Annotated in this window: 16 protein-coding genes; 11 read left to right on the plus strand and 5 right to left on the minus strand. The window is 66.8% G+C overall.

The features are described 5' to 3' along the window. Positions 1-11: 11 nt before the first annotated feature. The 3 genes from ABD401_RS06445 (at position 12) to ABD401_RS06455 (ending at position 2,083) form a co-directional block, all read left to right on the plus strand. A complete protein-coding gene (locus ABD401_RS06445; protein ID WP_344602798.1) occupies positions 12-605 on the plus strand; it encodes a cytochrome c oxidase subunit 3 in 594 nt (197 codons plus the stop codon). A gap of 44 nt (positions 606-649) precedes the next feature. Continuing rightward, entirely contained in the window at positions 650-934 is a 285-nt protein-coding gene (locus ABD401_RS06450) for a cytochrome C oxidase subunit IV family protein (protein ID WP_425566074.1), read from the plus strand. A 1,002-nt stretch (positions 935-1,936) separates the two neighbouring features. Then, the gene (locus ABD401_RS06455) at positions 1,937-2,083 is read left to right on the plus strand and encodes a hypothetical protein (protein ID WP_344602801.1); all 147 of its coding nucleotides are present in this window, start codon (positions 1,937-1,939) and stop codon (positions 2,081-2,083) included. A gap of 56 nt (positions 2,084-2,139) precedes the next feature. Here the strand turns inward: ABD401_RS06455 and ABD401_RS06460 are convergent, their stop codons facing one another. Together ABD401_RS06460 and ABD401_RS06465 are read right to left on the minus strand one after the other, a co-directional pair. Further along, positions 2,140-3,957, minus strand: a complete 1,818-nt coding sequence (locus ABD401_RS06460) for an acyclic terpene utilization AtuA family protein (RefSeq protein ID WP_344602803.1) — start codon at positions 3,955-3,957, stop codon at positions 2,140-2,142. 64 nt (positions 3,958-4,021) lie between these two features. Next, entirely contained in the window at positions 4,022-4,822 is an 801-nt protein-coding gene (locus ABD401_RS06465; protein WP_344602805.1) for a hypothetical protein, read from the minus strand. A gap of 244 nt (positions 4,823-5,066) precedes the next feature. Here ABD401_RS06465 and ABD401_RS06470 point away from each other — a divergent pair, with 244 nt between their 5' ends. The 8 genes from ABD401_RS06470 (at position 5,067) to ABD401_RS06505 (ending at position 14,382) form a co-directional block, all read left to right on the plus strand. Continuing rightward, positions 5,067-6,419 (plus strand): hypothetical protein, encoded by a 1,353-nt coding sequence (locus ABD401_RS06470; protein WP_344602807.1) that lies wholly within the window; start codon positions 5,067-5,069, stop codon positions 6,417-6,419. Continuing rightward, positions 6,416-6,691: a hypothetical protein gene (locus ABD401_RS06475; RefSeq protein WP_344602809.1), complete on the plus strand. Its 276-nt coding sequence runs from the start codon at positions 6,416-6,418 to the stop codon at positions 6,689-6,691. Before ABD401_RS06470 ends, ABD401_RS06475 begins: the two co-directional genes overlap by 4 nt. A 221-nt stretch (positions 6,692-6,912) precedes the next feature. After that, positions 6,913-7,272 carry a hypothetical protein gene (locus tag ABD401_RS06480; RefSeq protein ID WP_344602811.1) on the plus strand — a complete coding sequence of 120 codons (360 nt, stop codon included), beginning with the start codon at positions 6,913-6,915 and terminating at the stop codon, positions 7,270-7,272. Then, complete coding sequence (locus tag ABD401_RS06485; protein WP_344602813.1) at positions 7,269-9,203, plus strand: branched-chain amino acid ABC transporter permease; 1,935 nt, start codon at positions 7,269-7,271, stop codon at positions 9,201-9,203. The genes ABD401_RS06480 and ABD401_RS06485 overlap by 4 nt, the downstream gene beginning before the upstream one ends. 26 nt (positions 9,204-9,229) lie before the next feature. Beyond that, on the plus strand, positions 9,230-10,903 hold the full coding sequence (locus ABD401_RS06490) for an ABC transporter substrate-binding protein (RefSeq protein WP_344602815.1): 1,674 nt from the start codon (positions 9,230-9,232) through the stop codon (positions 10,901-10,903). After that, a complete protein-coding gene (locus ABD401_RS06495; protein ID WP_344602817.1) occupies positions 10,893-11,684 on the plus strand; it encodes an ABC transporter ATP-binding protein in 792 nt (263 codons plus the stop codon). The genes ABD401_RS06490 and ABD401_RS06495 overlap by 11 nt, the downstream gene beginning before the upstream one ends. Beyond that, a complete protein-coding gene (locus tag ABD401_RS06500; protein WP_344602819.1) occupies positions 11,684-12,382 on the plus strand; it encodes an ABC transporter ATP-binding protein in 699 nt (232 codons plus the stop codon). Before ABD401_RS06495 ends, ABD401_RS06500 begins: the two co-directional genes overlap by 1 nt. A gap of 74 nt (positions 12,383-12,456) precedes the next feature. Beyond that, positions 12,457-14,382: a flavin-containing monooxygenase gene (locus ABD401_RS06505; RefSeq protein ID WP_344602821.1), complete on the plus strand. Its 1,926-nt coding sequence runs from the start codon at positions 12,457-12,459 to the stop codon at positions 14,380-14,382. A gap of 62 nt (positions 14,383-14,444) precedes the next feature. Here ABD401_RS06505 and ABD401_RS06510 read toward each other — a convergent pair whose 3' ends face one another. From ABD401_RS06510 to ABD401_RS06520, 3 genes are all read right to left on the minus strand, one after another. Further along, the gene (locus ABD401_RS06510) at positions 14,445-15,650 is read right to left on the minus strand and encodes an acetyl-CoA acetyltransferase (RefSeq protein ID WP_344602823.1); all 1,206 of its coding nucleotides are present in this window, start codon (positions 15,648-15,650) and stop codon (positions 14,445-14,447) included. Then, on the minus strand, positions 15,647-17,083 hold the full coding sequence (locus ABD401_RS06515) for an OB-fold domain-containing protein (protein ID WP_344602825.1): 1,437 nt from the start codon (positions 17,081-17,083) through the stop codon (positions 15,647-15,649). Before ABD401_RS06515 ends, ABD401_RS06510 begins: the two co-directional genes overlap by 4 nt. Positions 17,084-17,178: 95 nt before the next feature. Then, positions 17,179-18,483 carry a TetR-type transcription factor C-terminal domain-containing protein gene (locus ABD401_RS06520; protein ID WP_344602827.1) on the minus strand — a complete coding sequence of 435 codons (1,305 nt, stop codon included), beginning with the start codon at positions 18,481-18,483 and terminating at the stop codon, positions 17,179-17,181. Between the last annotated feature and the right edge of the window lie 60 nt (positions 18,484-18,543).

The following is an 18,543-nucleotide window of genomic DNA, read 5'->3' on the forward strand; positions in this document are numbered from 1 at the left end:
GAGTAAGGCTCATGACTGCGGAGGTCGAAGCGCCGCCACAACTCGCGGCGCCGAAGGGACACGTGCCCGGGGAGCCGGGGCTGTGGGTCTTCCTGCTCGGGGACATGGTCGTGTTCGGGATCTTCTTCGGCACCATCCTGGTGCTGCGGGGCCAGGAACCGGAGATGTTCGTGGCCTCGGCCGAGACGCTGCACCTGGAGTGGGGCGTGGCCAACACCATCGTCCTGCTGACCTCGTCGCTGTTCGTCGTCATCGGCCTGCACCTGGCGCGCGTCCGGCACCATCGCGCTCCGATGTTCTTCCTCGCCGCCGTGGCCTGCGGGCTGGTGTTCGCCGGGGTGAAGGCGATCGAGTACACCTCACTGGTGCGCGACGGCCACACCGCGTCGGTCAACGACTTCTACATGTACTACTTCATGTTCACCGGCATCCACCTCGGTCACGTGGTGCTCGGCATGGGCGCGTTGCTGGTCGCTATGCGGATCTCCCGCCCGACGCTCACCGGTAGCCCCCGCGTGGCGTCGCTCGAGGGTGTGGCCAGCTTCTGGCACCTGGTTGACCTGCTCTGGATCATGCTGTTCGCGACTCTCTACCTGGTGCGCTGATGAATGGGCTACCGAGTGCTGACGCACCGATGACCGTTACGGAGTTGCCCGATTCGGCTCTGAAGAGTCGCGCCACCAAAGCATCGGCCGTCGTATGGGCCGCCCTGGTCGTCTTCACGGTGGCATCCTTCGTGCTTGGTGGCGAGCACCTGATCGAGCCGTCGCCCCTGGCCGCCGCGGTCGTGATCGGGATCGCAGTAGTCAAAATCCGACTCGTGGGCCTGCACTTCATGGAGCTACGGCACGCCCCGATCGCCCTCCGCCTGGTCTTCGAGGCGTACTGCGTCGGCCTGATTGTCTCGTTGATGGCGATCTACGTCATGGTTTGAGCATCAAGCTCCGTGGGCCCGGTTCTCGGCCGGGCGCCGGAGAGGCGGACGCGTCCTCGGGCGCCTCCGGCCACGGTGCGTCGACGGAACACCAAATCGGTGAGCGCCTCGGACGACGGCGCTTTTCGCGCGTGACGTTAAGGATGACGTTAAGACTGCGGGGCCCACGGGGGATCGCGCGGGCGGTGGGGCTCGAACGGATGCTGCCGTACGCTGGCGAGGGCGACTGCGGTACTTGGCGGCCGCCTTGTAATCGAAAGGTTGCCGGTTCAAGTCCGGCCGCCGGCTCTTCTGACCTGCGGAAACGTGCGGTCCTAGCCGTTTTACGACATCAATGACGTTAAGGCGCGTAACGTCATCATCGAGTGGTCCGGTCCACTCCAGCCGCCTGTGCACGACTCTGCTCGCGGGGAGAGGCTCGCCCACGTCGTGTGCGAAACCTGGTCGGTGAGTTACGTGGTAGCCGACGGGTTGTGGCCGGCGAAGTCGTCGAGCTCGTCTAAGCTCCAGCCGTTCCGCCGGGGTTACCTCTCGGCCCCCAACCCCTAGAACTGCAGGTAAGTAGCCGTCCGACAGCTCACAACCGCAAGCTCGTCTCAGCTGCGTGCGGACGTGGGCTCATGACAAGGCCCTTCTGTCTTTCCGCGGGAACGTAGGTGAATCGCTCCCAGCGCTCCGAAACGGCGCGCACAAGGCGTCCCGGCTTTAGCGCCAGGATTGGTGACGTCGGGGCAGAGACCAGGAGGCCGCCGATGCCCAGGTCCCGGCCTTCGTCCTTGACTTGGTTGGCCAGCACTGCGACGGACGACAAGGCGCGGCGGATGCTGTCTCGTGAGCTGTGGTGCCAGTCGTCGGACAAGATTGCCTGCCAGCTGGTGGTCAGGCGCTCCACATCCAGCGAACGCCGCCCTCGTCCGGGGGCGGTGAGCAGGAATTCGGCTCCCGCGCTCAGCGCGTGGCTACGAGACAGCCGGGCTGGAGACGGAACCGGTCGAAGAAGCGGTGCAGTACCTCCTAGCCCGTCCCGAGTACATCGAGCACGTCATCGACGCGCTGCTGGCTGTGTACGTGTCCATCGAGGCCTACTGGGCATCGGCTTCCGTCAGCAGTACTCAACTTCGGCGAGTGCGGTCGGTGCTGCTCACCTGATCCGTCCTGCGCGCGCACCCTCCGCAGTGTCAGGTGCACGGATGTTCTCAGGAGGCTCAGCCGGCGGTGGTCACCAGCGCGGCGGGGACGGTGACCTCCATGGAGAGCAGGTACTGGGAGAAGGTCTTGCCCTGGGCGTCGAAGCGCAGGGAGTTCGCGCCGCCGCCGCCGAGGCTCTCGTGGAGCAAGAAGTTCAGGGCGAGCAGGTTGGGCAGTTCGAAACGCTCGACCTCGCCGTAGCAGATGTCCTTGAACTGCTGCTTGACGACCTCGCTGGTGATGTTCGCCTGAATCCAGTGGTAGATCTCGGGGCTGCGGGCGCGGATGCCGACGTTGCCGGTGTCGCCCTTGTCCCCGGAGCGCCCGATGCACAGCTGCATCAGCGGGACGGTCACGGTCTCCCCCTCTGCCACCGGCTGGGCGTCGTCGGCCGGGGTGGGCTTGGCGAGCGGGGCCGGTGGGACGCGGACGTCGGTGTAGGCCGCGGCGGCCGAGGACACCGGCTCGGTGACCCCGTCGACCGTCACGGTGGCCTTGACCGCGTCGCGGGCGATCAGCGCGGGCCAGTGGGCGACGACCTCGGCCACGCGCGGGCGGCCCTGGTCGGCCGGGACGGTCATGCCGGGCAGGGCCTGGAGCATGATGCCGACGACCATCGGGGCGAAGTGCGCCTCGATCTTGGCCTTGTCGCGGTCGCGGACGCCGAACTGGATCAGGACCTCACTGGGCTCGGTCGCGGTCAGCGAGGGGTGGGAGGCGTCCCAGCCGATGAACTGGGTCGAGGCCTCCTCGTACAGGTCCTGACCGCCCGCGGCGTGCCAGAACACCTCGGCGACCTTGTTCGCCTTGCGCAGGGTGTCCGGGCCCGAGAGCAGCAACCGGCCCACGGAGCGGTAGCCGTCGGAGTAGGACACCGCGACCTTGAGCAACTCGGGCGGCGGGGCGCCGACGATGCCGGAGACGCGGACCCGGTCCGGGCCCTCCTGGGTCAGCTCGATCGAGTCGAAGCGGGCGACGCAGTCCGGGGACAGGTACGCCGGGCCCCCCATCTCGTACAGCAGCTGCTCGGAGACCGTGTGCACCGAGACCAGGCCACCGGTGCCGGGGTGCTTGGTCACCACGAACTCACCGTTGGGGTAGACCTCGACCAGCGGGTAACCCATGTTGCGGTGGTCCGGGACCAGGTGCCAGTCGGTGAAGTTCCCGCCCGTGCACTGGCAGCCGCACTCGATGATGTGCCCGGCGACCACACCCGCGGCCAGCTTGTCCCAGTCGTCGCCGGCCCAGCCGAAGCGGTGGATCATCGGGGCCATCGCCACCGAGGTGTCGGTGACCCGGCCCGCGACGATGACGTTCGCGCCCAGCTCCAGCGCGCGCACGATCGCCGGCGCGCCGATGTAGACGTTCGCCGAGGACACCGCGTCCCGGATGTCCGACAGCGGCCGGCCGGTCTCCATGTTCGTCAGCGCCTGACCCGCGGCCAGCAGGTCGTCCAGGTCGGAGTACAGGTCGTCCCCGGACACCACACCCAGCTTGACCTTGTCCCGGACCCCGAGCTCCTCGGCGAGCTTCTCGACCGCCGCCGCGCACGCGTGCGGGTTCACCCCGCCGGCGTTCGCGATGATCGTGACGCCCTTGTCCATGCAGGACACCAGCACGTCCCGCAGCTGGGTCAGGAAGTCCCCGGCGTATCCGAGCTCGGGCTTCTTGGCCTTCTGCTTCTGCAGAATCGCCATCGTCACCTCGGCCAGGTAGTCCATGACCAGGTAGTCGATCGGACCACCCTCCACCTGACGCCGGGCAGCCGTGGGGTCATCCCCCCAGAACCCGCCACAGTTGGCGATGACGATGTGATCAGGGACAGCAGAGGTCACGTGAGGTACCGATTCTGTGAGGTCAGGCGGCTCTGCCGCGGTGGAGAAGCGGGTCGGGGAAGTGTCACACGGTGGGCCCGACTGTCTCCTGCTGCTGAGCCACCTCGGCCGCCGAAGCGTGTCCATCGGTCGGGGCCGACGAGCGCAGGTGCAGCGGAGCTGAGGTCGGTGCGGACTCCTCGCGCTCCTGGTGAGAGATCGCCTTTGCCATCAGGGCGGAGGTCACCACGAGCCAGGCGAAGAACGACACGAGCGAGAGCCACCAGCTGAACAGACCGTTCCACGCGAGCGGCCCGTCCTTGAAGTACACGTCGAGACTCGCCGGGCAGTAGAGCAGACCGGTCCAGAAGCAGAAGTACGCGTACCACCGGGGGAACACGGGTTCCGGCCGCTTGTCCATCAGCACCGCCGCACCGACCACCACGTTCTGCACCGTGATGGCGTAGATGATGCCGGTGAACGGCAGCCAGCCCATGTCGTTGAGTTGCTGGATCGCTTCGTCCGACCGCTCCGGACGGAACGCCGCGACCTGGAAGTAGTAGAGGGCGGGGAAGAACGCGACGGGGAGCCCGGCCCCGAGCGCGAGTTGCGCCCAGGACAGCGGGGTGTGCTTGCCTTCGATGCGCTTCATCTGCGTAGCGAGCGCTGCAACCCACGGGACGTAGAGAACGAGCGCGTACATGCTGATCAACATGCCCGTGCGAATCGCGTTGGCGTTCTCGCGGTAGCGCTCGGCGACCTCGGCCGCGCTGTTAGCTGGATTCGGGGGAGGGATGTACTGCGCGATGACTCCGAAGCCGAGGAAGAACAGCACCATGAACGCCACGCCGGACCAAATGCACACACGCTGACTGCTCGCGCTCATAGGACGCTCCCTCGCCGTGGTCGGTCGTGCCGTTCTAGCACGCGTGACGATTCAAATCCAGCACAGAATCTGATCGAAACTAGCTTAGAAAAAAGATGGCTGTACCGGTCAAGCCGCGGCAAAGTGGCCGCGGGCAACCATTGACAGTTCTCTAAACGAAGCCAGAATAGGTGACCTGAGGCACACGCCTGCCCGAGGCGAAGTGCCGGTGGAACTGCCCGGTTGCCGGAAGTACGAGGGAGTCATGGCCAAGTCCTCCACACTGCGCTGGAGCGCGTTGCCGATCGTCGGCGTGCTCGGTCTGGGCGCGCTTGCTGTCGGCAGCGGAGAAGCCCGAGCCGGCGTCGACGACATCACATTCGATGCGGTGACCTCGGCCTACGGGGTCGAGTTCCGGTTGACCAACCCGTCTATCCCCACGGGTATCGCCATTGAAGGTTCCGGCCCGACGACCCAGGCCAAGTTGAACTCGCTCCCGCAGGGGACATCGTTCGCCTCGTTCCCCTATCCGGGTGAGGTTGGAGCGACCATCAACGGTCCGGTCCGCGCACTCACCGGCCTCCCTGTGCCGGACTACCCGCTCTACGTTGCGGCGAACAGCAGTAACGAAGCCCCCGAGGTCGGTCACTATCCGGGCGTCGACCTGACGGCCAGGGTTACCGACAACCTCAGCGAGTCCAAGGCGACCGCTTTCACGGACTCCGCGGGATACGTCGCCCAGTCCTCGGTCAGCCAGGGCAAGGAAGGCGATGTCATCGCGATCTCGAAGGCCACGCAGAACGGCCTGCGGATCGGTGGCATCCTCACCCTGTCGAATGTGCTTTCCACTGCGGAGGTGAGGCTCGACGCGTTCGGCAAACTCACGAAGTCGTCCAGCCTGACGGTTGGGAAGTTCAACGCGCCTGCGTTGTCCCTCACGCTGCCGGACTCGTTCCAGCCGCCGAACTCCGCCCCGATCCCGAACCCGTTCAAGGGCCAGGTCCTCACCTCGCCAGACCTCAGCTACAGCGACGGGAACTTCTTCGTCGCGATCCCGGGCACCGGCTCCCAGAAGTACCCGGTCCCGGAATCCGCTGTGGTGGATGCCTTCAAGGCCCTCGGCATCGACCTGAGCATTCAGCAGGCGGTTGTGACGGATACGGCGATCACCGCCCCGACGTTGGTAATCAAGTCGGTCCTGCCGGCGCCTCCGGCGAACCAGGTCTACAACGGTGAGACGCCGGTCAGTTTCACGATCGGCCGCACCTCGGCCGGCATCATCGGCTCCTACACCCCGGCCTCGACCGACCTCGGTCTCGCCGGGGACGGAGCGAGTGGCGGAGTTGGCGCCCTTCCCGGCGCGGACGTTTCCCCGGGCCCCGTGGACGCCGCTGGGCTCGGAGAGCTGCCGGCGATCGGGGCTCTTCCGGGATCCGTGCCCACCGTCGATCTGGCTCCGGCCGGTGGCGGGTCCAACCAGTTCGTGGCGGCTCGGAACGGTCTGGAGCTTCCGGGCATCGCTCCGTTCTATTTCGTCCTTGTCATCGTCGCCGTGCTCGGTCTGCTCGGCGGTCAGGTTCTCGGCTACTTGGGAGTGCGGTCCGCGTGGAAATCATGAAGCTCGTCCGTGTGCAGTGGGACCGCGGCATTGCCATCGCTGCTGCGATCGGTGGCCTGTTGGTTCTGCTGATCGGCTACCTCGGGGTGTCCGACACGGAGTACGTGGCCAAGCAGATGCCGTACTTCATCTCGGCCGGTGTCTTCGGAATCTTCCTCCTGTCGATCTCAGCGGTCGCCTGGCTCTCCGCAGATCTGCGCGACGAGTGGCGCGAGATTCACGCCCTACGAGAGCTGGTTGAAATAGACATGGCCGCCCGCGGAGTGAAGTGACTCCGAGTTCCGTCGAAGTACTAACGACAGGGGTGACAAACGTGGCAAGCGGTGTCGAGGTGTCGGGGGTTTCCTCCCGGCCACGGCGCAGCCACGCGGCGGCTGTGAGCCAGGCCCGCCGCAGCGAGACTGCGGGTCGGAGGAGCGCAGCATCGCCGTGGTCCAGGAGCGACCTGGTCAAGCTCGCAGCGTCCTACGCCGCTGGGCTGATCATCATCGTCGTGGCGTGGTACGGCGGCAGCGGCGACCTTGACTTCGACGACCAGGCGGCGTGGATCGCGCTGGCGGTGCTGGGTGCAGTGATAGCTGCGGCCGGGGGAGCGCTGTGGCTCCTAACCGGCCTGGCGATGGTGGCGCGGGAGCGTCGATCTGTTCAGGCGTGCATCGCTGCGCTCTACGGAACATCGGCCGCGGAGGTCGACGAGATCAACCGAACCGCGGCGAACGCAGTCCACGTCACCGCCGACGGTATGCGGCGTTACCACCGTCCGTCGTGCGACGTCGTGCGTGGCAAGCCGGTCCGACCCATCGCGGGCCCTCGGAACGAGGACCTCCTGGCCTGCGGGATGTGCCAGTCGTGAAGGAATATCTGCCGTTCATCGTCATCGGCATCATTACCGGTTCTGTCTACGGTATTGCCGCCTTGGGTCTGGTCCTCACGTACAAGACGTCGGGGGTGTTCAACTTCGGCCACGGCGCGATCGCTGCGGCGTCGGCGGTGGTGTTCTACGAACTCAACGTCCGGCAGGGTTGGCCCTGGCCAGTCGCGGCGCTCACGGCCGTGGTCGTCTTCGGCGTCGTCGCGGGCCTGCTGCTCGAACGGATGGCAGCGGGACTCGCCAACGCCACGGTGGCGTACCGCATCATCGCCACGATCGGCCTCATCCTGATCGTGGTCTCCGCGACCACGCTCAAGTACGGACCGATCGCGAAGACCTTCCCGACCTTCCTCCCCAACGACGTCGCCTTCACCGTCAGCGGGGTTCGCGTGGGATGGGACGGTGTCGCGACGACCGTCATCGGCGTCGTCGCCGTCGTCGGCCTGTCGGTGTTCTTCCGTGTGACCAAGCTTGGCGTCTCCATGCGCGCCGTGGTCGACCGGCCTGAGCTCGTCGACCTCACCGGCGAGTCTCCGACGCGCATTCGTCGCATCGCCTGGGTGATCGGTTCCTCCTTCGCGTCCGTGTCCGGCCTGCTGCTCGTCAACACGCAGCAGCAGCTCGACGTCGTTCTCTTGGCGCTCCTTGTCGTGGCGGCCTTCGGCGCGGGCACCTTCGGTGCGTTCCGCAGCCTGCCGCTCGCCTACGTCGGCGGGATGGTTCTCGGCGTGTCGCAGGGCGTCGCCGGCAAGCTCACGGCGGAGAACCCGTCTCTGGCCGGCCTGGACACGAACATGCCGTTCCTGTTCCTGTTCGTCGGTCTCCTCGTCATTCCCCGCCACAAGCTTGTCGAGCTGGGGACGCGGGCCGTCCGGCAAGCACGCCCTCGTCGCCGGCAGTCCCAGGCGGCCCGTGCCTTCAACACCGCTCTCGTCGTGGCCGTGATCGTCGGCGGGATCCTGGTGCCGCACGTGGTCGGTACGAAGCTTCCGACCTGGACGGTCGCGGCGGCGATGCTACCGCTGTTCCTCTCCCTCGGTCTGCTGGTCCGGACCTCGGGTCAGATCTCGCTCTGCCAGATCGGTTTCGCGGCGATCGGGGCCACGACTTTCGGGCACATGCTCGGGCACGGTGTCCCCTACGGTCTGGCGGTGCTGATCGCCGGCCTCGTGGCGGTCCCGGTCGGCGCCATCGTCGCCATTCCCGCGATTCGGCTCTCCGGTCTGTATCTGGCTCTGGCGACGCTCGGCTTCGGCATCCTGCTCGCGCAGTTCTTCTACACCAAGGAGTACATGTTCGGGCCGTCCGTCTCGCTCTCCACCCCACGCCCGACCTTCTGGAACCTCGATTCGGACACCGGCTACTTCTACCTGCTCCTGGTGGTCGGGGGCCTCGCCGCCGGCCTGGTCGTCACCATCGAGCGGTCACGGCTCGGGCGTCTGCTTCGCGGCATGTCCGACAGCCCGGCAGCTCTGACGATGCTCGGGACGAGCACGAATGTGGCGCGAGTGCTGGTCTTCTGCATCTCCGCCTTCCTGGCGGGGGTCAGCGGCGCGATGATGGCCGGTGTCTTCGGCTCGGTGAACCGTGAGCCGTTCAATTACTTCTTCTCGCTCGTCGTCCTCGCCGTCCTCATGATCATGGGGCGGCGGACCGTGCCGGCGGCGGTTCTGGCGACGCTTGCACTCAATGTGCCTCCTGCCTACATCTCGGACTCCAACACCAGCAGCGCACTCCAACTGATCTTCGGCCTGTCCGCAGTCATCGTCGCCCTGGGCTCCGGTGGCCGCTTCAGTGCCCTGGTCGCCGCCCTGGCGGCGCGCTACGAACACCGCACCGTCGGACCGGCGGGCGCTCGCATGCACCTGTCTGCGCGGTCGATCGACCGCCCCGAGTCAGTGGTCACGACGTGACCGCACCCGCGAGAGGAACCTCTTCGATGTCAACACCCCGATCCGTCCGGGCCCGGCGCGCGATCACCTTCCTGGCCGCCGGTGTCTCGTGCGTGCTGGTCCTGTCGGCCTGCGGAACTCGCATCTCGGACGAGCGTGTCATTCAGGCCTCGAAGGGTGGTCCGGCCGAGACCGCTTTGGGCCCGGACCTGGGGACGGGCCCGGATCTGGGGACGGGCGCGTTGCCGCAGGACCCGGGCGTCCCCGTTCAGGGCGAGAACCTGCCGGCTGCGCCCGGTTCACCTGCCCAGACGGCCGCTCCGGGAGCCACGGGCGCGGTGGCACCAGGCGCCAACGGTGCGAAGGGGACCGCGTCATCGGGCAACAACGCCGCGCCCGCCTCGGGGAACGCTGGAACGTCGGCGTCCACCGGAACCTCGTGCAAGACCCAGGGCCCGCCGATCGTTCTGGGGTCGGTCGTCGAATACACGGGCATCATCGGGGCCAATGTGGGTTCGGCCATTCCGGTGATGGGGGCGTGGGCGAAGTACATCAACGCCAACGGTGGCATCGCCTGTCACCCGGTGCAGGTCATCTCGCAGGACAGCGCGAGTGACCCGGGGAAGGCGTCGTCCCAGGTGCAGGACCTGGTGAAGAACCGTAAGGCCATCGGTCTCGTCGCCAACTTCGTTCCCCTGTCGATCTCCGGGTTCAAGTCCGCCGTCGACTCGCTCAAGGTTCCGGTTGTGGGCGGCGACCTGTTCTCGACGACCTGGTGGGAAGACCCACTCTTCTACCCGGTCGGGACGCACGTCGATGCAAACGCGGCGGGGTCGACGATCTCGGTGGCGGACAAGGGCGCCAAGAAGGTAGCGGTCATCTACTGCATCGAGGCCGCGGTGTGCCCGCCCTACAAGGACGCAATCAAGCGCAACGCGGCGGCGAACGGCTACCAGGTCGTGTACGACGTGCAGGTCTCGATCACCGCGCCGGACTACACGACGCAGTGCCAGAGCGCCAAGAACGCCGGCGCCGAGCAGATCAGCATGATTGTCGAGGGTTCCGGGGTCAGCCGGATCGCCCGCTCTTGCGCCGCGATCGGGTACTTCCCGAAGTTCGCCGTGGCTTCCCTCGGGGCGACCTTCGACCCGAACGACCAGAACGTGCAGAAGATGATGCCGACGATCGCCAGCGCGGCGAACGACTGGTTCACGGCGGGCAGCCCGGGGCAGAAGCAGTTCCAGGAGGCGATGAAGCGTTACGCCCCGACCCTCAAGCTCGACCCGACCGCGGCGCTCGCCTGGGCCGACGGGATGATGGTCAAGGTCGCCATCGAGAAGCTCGGTCAGGCAGCGGTGGGTGTCCCGATCACCACCGAGATGCTGCGCAAGGGCCTCTCGATGATCAAGAACGAGACGCTGGGCGACATGATTCGCCCGACGACCTTCAGTCCGTCGATGGGCGTGAATCCGAAGAACCCCTGCTATTACTCGATGATCTTCTCCGCCCCTGGTGCCGCCGGGAAGTGGCAGAAGGCGGCGAGCGGGTGTCTGAAGGGACTGGACGGATCGAAGGCCGTATCCGGCGCCCCGGGGTCCTCGTCGGTCGACTCTCTCTCGCGTTCCGACGGTGGGGTTGAACACGCCTCGATGGGACTGTGGGCGCTCGCCGGGACGTGGGTCCTCGCGCGTGGGCGGCGGTGGGCCGGCCATGAGAGCTGACCAGGGACGCGGGCCTGGTCTGGAGGCTCGTGGCGTCACCGTCCGCTATGGCGGACTGGTGGCGGCGGACTCGGTGACGCTGTCGGCGCCCCTGGGGAGGATCACCGGGCTGATCGGGCCGAACGGGGCCGGCAAGACGACCACCTTCTCGGCGTGCAGCGGTACCGCACCGGTGAGCTCAGGATCGGTTCACCTGTTCGGAGAGGAGGTCACCGGCGTCCCCCCGCAGATCCGCGGCCAGCGTGGACTGGGTCGAACGTTCCAGCGGATGGAGCTCTTCGACTCGCTCACCGTGGCCGACAACGTCGGTCTGGGGCTGGAGGCCGGGCTGGCCGGCTCCAAGCCGTGGCGCCATCTTCTCGGGAACAAGGGCGACAAGGCTCGTATCGTCGCCCGAGTCCAGGAGTCACTGCGCCGCTGCGGTATCGAGGATCTGGCTCAGGTCACGGCGGGCGAGTTGTCCACCGGTCAAGGGCGGCTGGTCGAACTCGCCCGTGTCCTGGCCGGCAACTTCAGGATGCTGCTGCTGGACGAGCCCTCCTCGGGCTTGGACCGCGCGGAGACGGCTCGCTTCGGCGCCATTCTTCGCAACACCGTGGCTGAGACCGGCTGCGGAATTCTGCTGGTCGAGCACGACATGAGTCTGGTCCTCAACATCTGCGACTACGTTTACGTCCTCGACTTCGGCAAGCTCATTTTCGAGGGCACGCCCGCGCAGATCGTGGCCAGCCAGGAAGTGCAGGCGGCCTATCTCGGTTCGGCGGACCTGGAGGCCTCCTAGTGTTCGAGCTGCGTAGAGTCAGTGCCGGATACGGCGGGCACGTTGTCCTCCGCGACGTGACGCTCAAGGTGCCGCCGGGGTCTGTGGTGGCGCTTCTCGGCGCCAACGGGGCCGGCAAGACCACCCTGCTCCGGGTCGCCAGCGGGCTGGTGCGACCCTTCGCCGGGCAACTCCTGCTCGACGATCGGGACGTCACCGGGCTGCGGCCGCATCGCCTGGTCGAAGCCGGCGTCTGTCACGTCCCGGAAGGGCGTGGCGTCTTCCCGTCTCTGACGGTGCGGGACAACCTGCGCATGCACTGCCTCGCCGGTCGCGAGGAGGAGATGATCGCCAAAGCAATCGACATCTTCCCGTCTTTGGGGCGCCGGATCGGTGCCCTCGCCGGCACGATGTCCGGGGGCGAGCAGCAGATGTTGGCGCTTGCGCGCGCGTACATCCAGAACCCGAGGCTGGCGTTGCTCGACGAGGTGTCCATGGGATTGGCGCCGGTCGTCGTCGACGAGATCTTCCGCTTCCTGGAGATCCTCGCCAAGGAGGGAGCGAGCCTCCTTCTCGTGGAGCAGTACGTCACGCGTGCGCTCGCGATCGCCGACTACGTGTATCTGCTCAACCGCGGTGAGGTTCGCTTCGTCGGTGAGCCGGATGAACTGGAAGGCTCCGACATCTTCAAGGAGTACGTCGGCGTCGAGATCGGCTGATTGACGGTGCCGTGCGCCACATCGCGCGCTGTTGCACCCGGGCATAATCTAATCTAGATTAGACAGGAAAGAGTGTGGGTCCGGGAGGCGATGTGAGCACCAGTGAGGCGGACGTCAGCATCGACGCGGAGATGCTCCGGAGCGCGCTGGCCGTGGCGAATATCCCCTGTCTGGTGCCGCTGCTCTATCAACTGACCGGAGACCGGAAGTGGCTCGCCGATCCGTACCGTCCGACGCGGGCGAAGGGCACCGACGACCACGACGACGGCGGTCTGCCGGACGATGTTCAACTGGAGATCAGGCGCGCCACCCATGACGCGGTGATGGCCTGGGCTGCCGGTAGGCCGATCGCGGCCCCCGCTCCGTCGGGCGATGATCTCCTCGGGTTGGCGTCGCTGTGCGTGGCTGAGGAGGTCCCGGTCGAGTACGAGCCGCTGGCCGCCGAGCAGCTGGAGTTCCGGCCGAGTGCGCTGGCTTCCAAGACCGCCTGCCGCGAGGTGGATCTGTCGGTCGTCGTCATCGGCGCGGGCATCTCGGGCATGACAGCGTCGAAGTACCTGACGGACCTCGGTGTCCCGCACACGGTCATCGAGAAGAACCCGCGCGTCGGGGGAACCTGGATCGAGAATCGGTACCCGGGTTGTGGCGTCGACACTCCGAGCTACCTGTACCAGCTGTCCTACTACCCCCGTGCCTGGAGTCAGTACTTCGGGAAGCGACAGGAGTTGGACGACTACCTCACCGAGTTGGCCGACCATTTCGACCTGCATCGCTCGATCCGCTTCTCCACCGTCGTCGAACGGCTGACGTGGGAGGAGGGCGCAAAGCGCTGGCGCATCGAGGTCCGTAACCCCGACGGTTCGCACGAAACTCTCGTTGCCCAGGTTGTGATCTCCGCGGCTGGACAGCTCAACATCCCGCAAGTACCACGACTCGACGGGGTGGAGAAGTTCACCGGCCCCTTGTTCCACTCGGCGCGCTGGCCGGCCGACCTGGACCTCACGGGGAAACGCGTGGCCGTGGTGGGCACCGGTGCCAGCGCGATGCAGATCGTCCCGGCGATCGCAGACTCGGTCGCAAAGCTGGACGTCTACCAGCGGTCGCCGCAGTGGATCATGCCCAACCCCAACTACTTCCGCGCCGTCAGCCCACAGGTGCACTGGTTGATGGCGAACGTGCCGTTCTACAGCGCGTGGTACCGGTTCCGGCTTGCGTGGATGTTCATGGACCGCATCCATGCGAGTCTGCAGAGGGATCCGAACTGGCCCCACCCGGAACGATCTCTGAACGCAGTCAACGACTCTCACCGGCGGATGCTCACCAAGTACATCGAGTCCGAGTTGGAGGGCCGACCCGACCTGGTCGAGAAGGCCTTGCCCACATATCCGCCCTTCGGTAAGCGCATGCTCCAGGACAACGGCTGGTACCGCACGCTCCGTAAGCCGCAGGTCGAGCTGATCACCTCCGGGGTGACCGCGCTGACGGAGACGGGCGTGGTCACCGAGCGCGATGAGGAGCGCCCGGCAGACATCGTGGTTTTCGCTACCGGCTTTCGTGCCCACGCACCCATCGGCTACGACGTCGTCGGACGGAACGGCGCGCGACTGAGTGACGTCTGGGGTGAGGACGACCCCCGCGCGTACCTGGGTATTGCGACGCCGGGCTTTCCGAACCTGTTCTTCATGTACGGCCCGAACAGCAACCTCGGCCACGGGGGAAGCTTCATCTTTCTGGCCGAGAGTCAGATCAACTACATCGTGGATCTGCTCACCCAAATGATTGACAACGACGTCGCCGCGGTCGACTGCCGGCCGGAGGTGTGTGACAAGTACAACGCGGACCTGGACGCGGCTCATGAACGAATGGTGTGGACGCACGAGGGCATGGACACCTGGTACCGCAACTCGCGTGGACGGGTCGTGTCCGTGATGCCGTGGCGCGTGGTCGACTACTGGACCATGACCAGATCCGCTGACCTGAACGACTATCTAGTCGATTGACCACCACAAACGAGAGGCGCCGCGACTGTCGCGGCGCCTCTCAGCGTTTACGGGACGAACCTTCAGGCCCCGCGCTCGGTACCAACCAGCGACACGAACGACACACATTCGCCGGGTCCGCCGCCGAGGTTCTGGGTGAGGCCGAGACGGCCGCGTGGATCGGGGATGCGGCGGTCCGCCGGTGCCTCGACTCGCAACTGCAACCAGCACTCGAACAGCATTCTGAGGCCGGATGCGCCGACGGGGTGACCGAAAGCTTTGAGGCCGCCGTCCGGATTCACAGGCAGCCTGCCCGTCAGGTCGAAGGCGCCTGCGGCACATTCCTTCCACGCCATACCGCGGTCGGCGAATCCGAGGTCCTCCATCAGTACGAGCTCGGTGACCGTGAAGCAGTCGTGGACCTCGGCCATCGCGATCTCGGACCGAGGATCCGTCACGCCCGCCTGCGCATACGCCTCGCGGGCCGAGGCGACGACTTCCGGGAACGAGGTGAAGTCGTAGTTCGGGTCGACGTTCCCGTCCGCGGCACCGGTGACAAGGGAGAGAGCCTTGACGTAGAGCGGCAACTCGCAGTACCTGTGCGCGTCCTCGGCCCGGACGACGATCGCCGCCGCGGCGCCGTCCGAGACTCCGGAGCAGTCGAACACGCCCAGGTTGCCTGCAACCAAGGGGGACCGTGCGATCGTCTCCGGCGCCACCTCCTTGCGGAACTGGGCGCGCGGATTCCGGGCGCCGTTCTGGTGGTTCTTCCACGCGATGCGGGTCAGCACATCCTTCAGTTCTGACTGGCTCACCCCGTACTTCTCTGCATACGCCGGGCCGAGGAGGCTGAAGTTGGCCGGCGCCGTCGTGGTCCCCAAGGTCCCGCCGGTGCCGTCGCCGGGGATACTCGCGCGGGTGAGGCCGGAGTACCCGGAGTCCTTCAACTTCTCGACACCGACCGCCATGGCCACGTCATAGGCGCCACTGGCGACGGCGTAGCAGGCGCTCCGGAGCGCCTCAGAGCCCGTGGCGCACATGTTCTCGACTCGGCTGACCGGCTTGCCGGAGATCCGGAGGGGCCGGCTCATCGTCAGGCCTGAGATTCCGGACATGTAAGTCCCGAGCCAGAAGGCGTCCATGTCCTGGAGCGCGAGCCCGGTGGGAGCCAGCGTGGCCTTCACCGCGTCGAGCATGAGGTCGTCGGCGCCCTTGTCCCAATGCTCCCCGAACGGCGTGCACCCCATCGAAACGATGGCGACCCGGTCGCAAATGCCATGAGATGTCACGCGTTCTCCTCGATCGAGTTCGTCTGCGACGAACGAAGGGGCTTCGCTTTCCAGAAGTAGTTGTGCACGCCATCGGCGGTCAGCAGACGACGGAAGGACATTTCGACCCGCATCCCGATGTGCACCTCATCCGGATCCGCGTCAGCGAGCTCGCATCGGAAGCGGCCTCCGCCGTCGAAGTCGACGACGACGGCGATCATCGGCGGGCTTGGAGTGAACGCCAGCCGGTCCACCGTGAACGTGACCACGGTTCCCAGGGTCGTACTCAGAGGCGCCGGTGCCATCTCGTCGATCTGCGAGCAGGAGTAACAAACACGCGACGGGGGCACGTTGACCGTTCCGCAAGCGGTGCACCGGGTCGCCTGGAACGAGTGCTTGTAGGCGGCCGAGCGATGAGCCGGGGGCGCGGCGGGCCCGTCCGGTTCCGGACGGCGCGGAGGCTCGCGATCAAGGACCCCCCGCCAGGTGAGGAAGGTCGCATAGGAGATCGGCGCCCCGGCCTCCACCTGCGCCGCGACGCTGGGGTCCGGCCGGCGCTGCGTGACGTGCTCGGTCGTCTCGAGCAGCACAGTCGTCGCCCCGTCCGCCAGGAGGACGAGGGCGATCAGTTCGCCGGGACCGGCCGTCGCGAGAGCGTCGGCCAACTGGACCCCGAGTTCCGCGGTACCGCAATTTCCCAACTCGTTCCAGCGATCCGCGGCCACCGCCTCCGCGCGTACCCCGCTGGTCCGCGCGAACTGACGGACCGCCCGGGTGGCCAAGCCGCTGGTCAGGAGTCGATCCACCTGACTCGGCGTTCGGTTCGCCTGCTTCAGCGCCGCGGTGAAGGATTCCTCGGCCAGAGGTCCGTAGACGTGCTCGCCGAAGCGTTCCTCCCACGTCCGTGAGTGCTGTGCCCCTGGGGCTCTCCAACGCTCGAGAAATTCCTCCGTCGTGGCCGCCATGGCGATCACGCGGGCGATGACGGGGTCCTCCTCGGTCCCGGGGCCGAAGAGCAGAGCGGCCGCGGCGTCCCCTCCGCTGGACTCGTCCGAGCTACCGGGCCGGCCGGTCCGGAGGTCGGACAGGAGAGCCAGAGCGGGCGCATCAGCTTCCGCCGCCGCCACCATTGCACCGAATCCGGAACGCGGTGCGCCGCCGAAGTCGGCCGCGAAGACCGATCGGTCGAGTCCGAGGGCGGCCGCAATCACCGCGGCATTCGACTTGTCGAGATACGGGGGAGCGGGGGTGGCGAAGTAGAGCCGCTCCGGTCGGTGCCCCACGCCGCTCAGGGCTTTGCGGGCGGCCTCGACTCCCAGGGACGCGGCGTCCTCGTCGTAGGAGGCGACGGACCGGGAACCGCGTCCCCCGCCGGTGCCGAGGGCGGCCGCGATGGCTTCCCGCTGGAGCCGATATCGGGGGATGTAGACCCCCAGGCTGATCAAACCGTTCATGAGGTTCCTCTCGGGCCAGGTCGCCCCGAGAATATTCTAAATTAGGTTCAATCACGTACACGGGGCCTCGCCGGTGGGTTGGCCCGTGCCGGGTCCTAGTGCACAGCCATTCCCTCGAAGACCAGCTTGCAGAATTCCTCGGCCAGTTCGGCGGGGGTGAGGTTGCTGGTATCCGGCTGGTACCACTCGACGGTCCAGTTCAGCGCACCGTTGAGCACCATGAGAACGACCGAAAGGTCGAGGTCGGACCGAATGTCACCGGCTGACTGGGCCTCGGAGAGCAGTTCTCGCCACAGCTCCAGGTAGGTCCGCTGCAGGGGGCCGATGGTGGCCCGGACCTCATCGGGGACCTGACCGAGAATCCGGAGCATCGCGGACGTGTAGTTCGCCTCGCTCAGAATCGAGAGCATGTGGGCAGACATGACGGTGCAGAGTCGGTTGATCGGCGCCGTGCGGGCCGGCAATCCTTCGACGCTGCGGCGGACCATGTCGTCGGTGTGGTGCCACGCGTTTCGCAGCAGGTGGGAGACGAGATCCTCGCGAGAGTCGAAGTGATAGTAGAGACTCCCGGTCTGCATGTCGGCCTCGGTCGCGATGTCGACGAGACGGGCGCCGGCGTATCCGTTCTCGCGGAAGACTCGTGCGGCGGCGTCGAGGATGCGAACGATCGTCGCCGCGGCGCGGGTCTCGGCGGGCGCCTGCGGCGTGGGCGCGGGGTCGGCTACGCGATCCACCATGTTCGAACGGCGTCGGTTGCCCTTCTTGGTCGCGATTCCGGCCATGAAGATGGCGTCGAACTGCTCGACGAGGCCCGCCACTGTCAGACCCTTGGGCCGTTCCGGGTGGAACCAGTCGGGGGAGGCGTTCATCGCGCCCAGGATCATCATCCGGCACGCGTAGATGTCGAGGTCGGCGCGCAGTGAACCGTCGTCGCGGGCCGACTCGAAGAGGTGCTTGAAGTACAGACCGTACTCGCGCTGCAGCTCGAGGGTACTGGCGCGGATCTCCTCGGGAACCTGCCCGAGGATGCGCAAGGTCGCGGCCGTGTAGTCGCCGATCTCCAGGACGGCGGCGAGGTGAGCGGCGAAGGCCTCTCTCAGTCGGTCCAGGCTCGACGTCGACTCGGGCAGTGAGTCCACGCGGCGCATGACGAAGTCGTTGGTGCGTTCTTGGGCGACCCGAAGCACTTCGCGAACGAGGTCCTCACGCGAGGCGAAGTGGTAGTAGAGGCTGCCGGCCTGCGTGTTCGCGGCCGCGGCGATGTCGGAGAGACGAGTGCCGGTGTACCCGTTCTGCCGGAACACCTTCGCCGCGGCGTCCAGGATCCGGCCGCGAGTCGCGAGAGCCTTCCGGCCGGGGCGCGTTCGACCGGTCGTGGCGGCCGTTCCTGGGGATCGCATGGATTAGATTCTAATCGCTTTCCGGCGCCGGAAACCAGTGTCCCCGGCCTCAACCTGATG

The organism is Sporichthya brevicatena (assembly GCF_039525035.1).
Classification (GTDB): Bacteria; Actinomycetota; Actinomycetes; order Sporichthyales; family Sporichthyaceae; genus Sporichthya; species Sporichthya brevicatena.